Source organism: Curtobacterium sp. MCBD17_030, from assembly GCF_003224255.1.
Classification (GTDB): domain Bacteria; phylum Actinomycetota; class Actinomycetes; order Actinomycetales; family Microbacteriaceae; genus Curtobacterium.
The window spans coordinates 1-5,380 of the sequence record NZ_QKLI01000039.1; the positions used below are offsets into that span (position 1 = coordinate 1).

Annotated in this window: 2 rRNA genes; both read right to left on the reverse strand. The window is 55.5% G+C overall.

Annotated elements, in window-relative coordinates:
- Nucleotides 1–83: 83 nt before the first annotated feature.
- Nucleotides 84–3,212 (reverse strand): 23S ribosomal RNA (locus DEI89_RS17145).
- Between the two features lie 450 nt (nucleotides 3,213–3,662).
- A 16S ribosomal RNA gene (locus tag DEI89_RS17150) occupies nucleotides 3,663–5,184 on the reverse strand.
- Together the 16S and 23S rRNA genes form the textbook arrangement of a ribosomal RNA operon.
- Nucleotides 5,185–5,380: the final 196 nt, after the last annotated feature.

Below are 5,380 nucleotides of genomic sequence, written 5' to 3' on the forward strand. Positions count from 1 at the left end.
TATTCAGTTTGATTCCCGATCGTCTGTCGGGAACCACAAAGTGGACGCGAGCCCCAACCCCCGAAGGGGTCAGGAAAAAAGTGTGTGTCAAGTCTTCGGCTTATTAGTACCGGTCAGCTCCACGGGTCGTTAGTCCCCGCTTCCACATCCGGCCTATCAACCCAGTAGTCTGCTGGGAGCCTCTCACACTCAAGGTGCATGGAAATCTCATCTCGAAGACGGCTTCCCGCTTAGATGCTTTCAGCGGTTATCCGGTCCGAACGTAGCTAATCAGCGGTGCCCTTGGCAGAACAACTGACACACCAGAGGTTCGTCCATCCCGGTCCTCTCGTACTAGGGATAGATCTTCTCAAATTTCCAACGCGCGCAGCGGATAGGGACCGAACTGTCTCACGACGTTCTAAACCCAGCTCGCGTACCGCTTTAATGGGCGAACAGCCCAACCCTTGGGACCTACTCCAGCCCCAGGATGCGACGAGCCGACATCGAGGTGCCAAACCATGCCGTCGATATGGACTCTTGGGCAAGATCAGCCTGTTATCCCCGAGGTACCTTTTATCCGTTGAGCGACAGCGCTTCCACAAGCCACTGCCGGATCACTAGTCCCGACTTTCGTCCCTGCTCGACCTGTCAGTCTCACAGTCAAGCTCCCTTGTGCACTTACACTCGCCACCTGATTGCCAACCAGGTTGAGGGAACCTTTGGGCGCCTCCGTTACTCTTTGGGAGGCAACCGCCCCAGTTAAACTACCCATCAGGCACTGTCCATGAACCCGATCAGGGTCCTACGTTAGACATCCAAAGTGACCAGAGTGGTATTTCAACAATGACTCCACGAACACTAGCGTGCCCGCTTCACAGTCTCCCACCTATCCTACACAAGCCACTCCGAACACCAATACCAAACTGTAGTAAAGGTCACGGGGTCTTTCCGTCCTGCTGCGCGTAACGAGCATCTTTACTCGTAGTGCAATTTCGCCGAGTTCGCGGTTGAGACAGCTGGGAAGTCGTTACGCCATTCGTGCAGGTCGGAACTTACCCGACAAGGAATTTCGCTACCTTAGGATGGTTATAGTTACCACCGCCGTTTACTGGGGCTTAAATTCAGAGCTTCGCCGTGAGGCTGACCCTTCCTCTTAACCTTCCAGCACCGGGCAGGCGTCAGTCCGTATACATCGTCTTGCGACTTCGCACGGACCTGTGTTTTTAGTAAACAGTCGCTTCCCACTGGTCTCTGCGGCCTTCAACGCTCACGGAGTAAATCCGGTCACGCGTCCGGCCCCCCTTCTCCCGAAGTTACGGGGGCATTTTGCCGAGTTCCTTAACCACGATTATCTCGATCTCCTTGGTATTCTCTACCTGACCACCTGAGTCGGTTTCGGGTACGGGCGGCTGCAACCTCGCGTCGATGCTTTTCTCGGCAGCATAGGATCACTGAATTCCCCTTACGGGTACGCGTCGGGTCTCAGGCATACAGACGACGGATTTGCCTATCGTCAGCCCTACATCCTTACACCAGGATCACCTTACGGATACCATCGCCTGGCTCAGCTACCTTCCTGCGTCACACCTGTTCATACGCTAACCGCACCAGCATGGGGTCGAGCGTTAGACCGGCCCGTCTCACCCCGAAGGGATCAACAAGTGCCGGGTTAGGACTCTTAGCACCACTGGATTAGCTTGGGCGGTTGTTCGCCGGTACGGGAATATCAACCCGTTGTCCATCGACTACGCCTGTCGGCCTCGCCTTAGGTCCCGACTTACCCAGGGCGGATTAACCTGGCCCTGGAACCCTTGGTCTTTCGGAGGACGGGTTTCTCACCCGTCTTTCGCTACTCATGCCTGCATTCTCACTCGTGTGGCGTCCACGGCTGGATCACTCCGCCGCTTCACTCGCCACACGACGCTCTCCTACCACTCCGCACGACTGAACCACGAAGGCTTGTCTAGTGTGCGAAATCTACAACTTCGGCGGTGTGCTTGAGCCCCGTTACATTGTCGGCGCGGAATCACTTGACCAGTGAGCTATTACGCACTCTTTCAAGGGTGGCTGCTTCTAAGCCAACCTCCTGGTTGTCTGTGCAACTCCACATCCTTTCCCACTTAGCACACGCTTAGGGGCCTTAGTTGGTAGTCTGGGTTGTTTCCCTCTCGACGATGAAGCTTATCCCCCACCGTCTCACTGCTGCGCTCTCACTCACCGGCATTCGGAGTTTGGCTGACGTCAGTAACCTGTTGAGGCCCATCGGCCATCCAGTAGCTCTACCTCCGGCGAGAAACACGCAACGCTGCACCTAAATGCATTTCGGAGAGAACCAGCTATCACGAAGTTTGATTGGCCTTTCACCCCTATCCACAGCTCATCCCCTCCATTTTCAACTGAAGTGGGTTCGGTCCTCCACGACGTCTTACCGTCGCTTCAACCTGGCCATGGATAGATCACTTCGCTTCGGGTCTAGGACATGCGACTGAATCGCCCTATTCAGACTCGCTTTCGCTACGGCTACCCCACACGGGTTAACCTCGCCACATATCGCTAACTCGCAGGCTCATTCTTCAAAAGGCACGCCGTCACCCCTACAAAGGAGGCTCCGACGGTTTGTAAGCAAACGGTTTCAGGTACTATTTCACTCCCCTCCCGGGGTACTTTTCACCTTTCCCTCACGGTACTTGTCCGCTATCGGTCATCTGGGAGTATTTAGGCTTATCAGGTGGTCCTGACAGATTCACACGGGATTTCTCGGGCCCCGTGCTACTTGGGATACACATCCGGCCATAACACCATTTCGTCTACGGGGCTGGCACCCACTACGGCCCGGCTTTCAAACCGGTTCGACTATGATGCGCTGTAACCGTCCCAGTCCGGCAGAACTGAGTGACGTGTCCCACAACCCCGACCATGCAACGCCCGCCGGCTATCACACATGATCGGTTTAGCCTCATCCGTTTTCGCTCGCCACTACTCACGGAATCACATGTTGTTTTCTCTTCCTGTGGGTACTGAGATGTTTCACTTCCCCACGTTCCCTCTACCCGCCCTATATATTCAGGCGGGAGTCACCAGGTCGACAAGTCGCCTGGCGGGGTTTCCCCATTCGGAAATCCTCGGCTCACAGCTCGATTATCAGCTCCCCGAGGCTTATCGCAGATTTCTACGTCCTTCTTCGGCTCCAGATGCCAAGGCATCCACCGTTTGCTCTTAGAAACTTGACCACAAAGATTAAAATTGCGATCCAACGCCACACCGACACCACACCGATCACCACAAGGGCAACCAACCGGTCTCGGATGACGCGAATCTAAAGATGCTCGCGTCCACTGTGTAGTTCTCAACATACGATCGGCACCACACTCCCCCAAACCAACCGGTCTGACATCATGCGGCCCAACGAAGGACCCAACGGCCCAACCCCTCCCAACACTCTCGTGTCAGCAGGAAGCCTGGTCCCTCAGGACCCAACAACGTGCACCAGCTGAGCGCTCCACCCCCGACCCGTTCCAACCAGGCGAACCCGGTGTACTGAAGATCGGAAGCATCACTCCCAACTGCACTGTCAATGTTCCACCCATGAGCTACCCGTCGGACACGTTCGGTCCGAATCGGGCGCCTGGACCAGCCACCACCCACCAAACGGTGAACAGCACTGACCAGATGCTCCTTAGAAAGGAGGTGATCCAGCCGCACCTTCCGGTACGGCTACCTTGTTACGACTTAGTCCTAATCACCGATCCCACCTTCGACGGCTCCTTCCACAAGGGTTAGGCCACCGGCTTCGGGTGTTACCGACTTTCATGACTTGACGGGCGGTGTGTACAAGGCCCGGGAACGTATTCACCGCAGCGTTGCTGATCTGCGATTACTAGCGACTCCGACTTCATGAGGTCGAGTTGCAGACCTCAATCCGAACTGAGACCGGCTTTTTGGGATTCGCTCCACCTTACGGTATCGCAGCCCTTTGTACCGGCCATTGTAGCATGCGTGAAGCCCAAGACATAAGGGGCATGATGATTTGACGTCATCCCCACCTTCCTCCGAGTTGACCCCGGCAGTCTCCTATGAGTCCCCGGCATAACCCGCTGGCAACATAGAACGAGGGTTGCGCTCGTTGCGGGACTTAACCCAACATCTCACGACACGAGCTGACGACAACCATGCACCACCTGTACACCGACCACAAGGGGGCGACCATCTCTGGCCGTTTCCGGTGTATGTCAAGCCTTGGTAAGGTTCTTCGCGTTGCATCGAATTAATCCGCATGCTCCGCCGCTTGTGCGGGCCCCCGTCAATTCCTTTGAGTTTTAGCCTTGCGGCCGTACTCCCCAGGCGGGGCGCTTAATGCGTTAGCTACGACACAGAAACCGTGGAAAGGTCCCTACATCTAGCGCCCAACGTTTACGGCATGGACTACCAGGGTATCTAATCCTGTTCGCTCCCCATGCTTTCGCTCCTCAGCGTCAGTTACGGCCCAGAGATCTGCCTTCGCCATCGGTGTTCCTCCTGATATCTGCGCATTCCACCGCTACACCAGGAATTCCAATCTCCCCTACCGCACTCTAGTCTGCCCGTACCCACTGCAAGCCCGAGGTTGAGCCTCGGGATTTCACAGCAGACGCGACAAACCGCCTACGAGCTCTTTACGCCCAATAATTCCGGACAACGCTTGCACCCTACGTATTACCGCGGCTGCTGGCACGTAGTTAGCCGGTGCTTTTTCTGCAGGTACCGTCACTTTCGCTTCTTCCCTACTAAAAGAGGTTTACAACCCGAAGGCCGTCATCCCTCACGCGGCGTTGCTGCATCAGGCTTTCGCCCATTGTGCAATATTCCCCACTGCTGCCTCCCGTAGGAGTCTGGGCCGTGTCTCAGTCCCAGTGTGGCCGGTCACCCTCTCAGGCCGGCTACCCGTCGTCGCCTTGGTGAGCCATTACCTCACCAACAAGCTGATAGGCCGCGAGTCCATCCCCAACCAAAAAATCTTTCCACCACCAGGCCATGCGACCAGTGATCATATCCAGTATTAGACGTCGTTTCCAACGCTTATCCCAGAGTCAGGGGCAGGTTACTCACGTGTTACTCACCCGTTCGCCACTAATCCGCCCAGCAAGCTGGGCATCATCGTTCGACTTGCATGTGTTAAGCACGCCGCCAGCGTTCGTCCTGAGCCAGGATCAAACTCTCCGTAAAAAATTACAACCAACACCGAAGTGTCAGCGAGTTGATCTTGACTGTTGACTGTCTACTGACAATCTTCAATCCAAAAGGAATTGCTTCATGACCCGACCAGCCGAAACCGATCGAGCACGAGGTCAATAAAATTGGCATTGACAATGTGCACGCTGTTGAGTTCTCAAGGACCAGACGCACTCCCCACCCAACACCA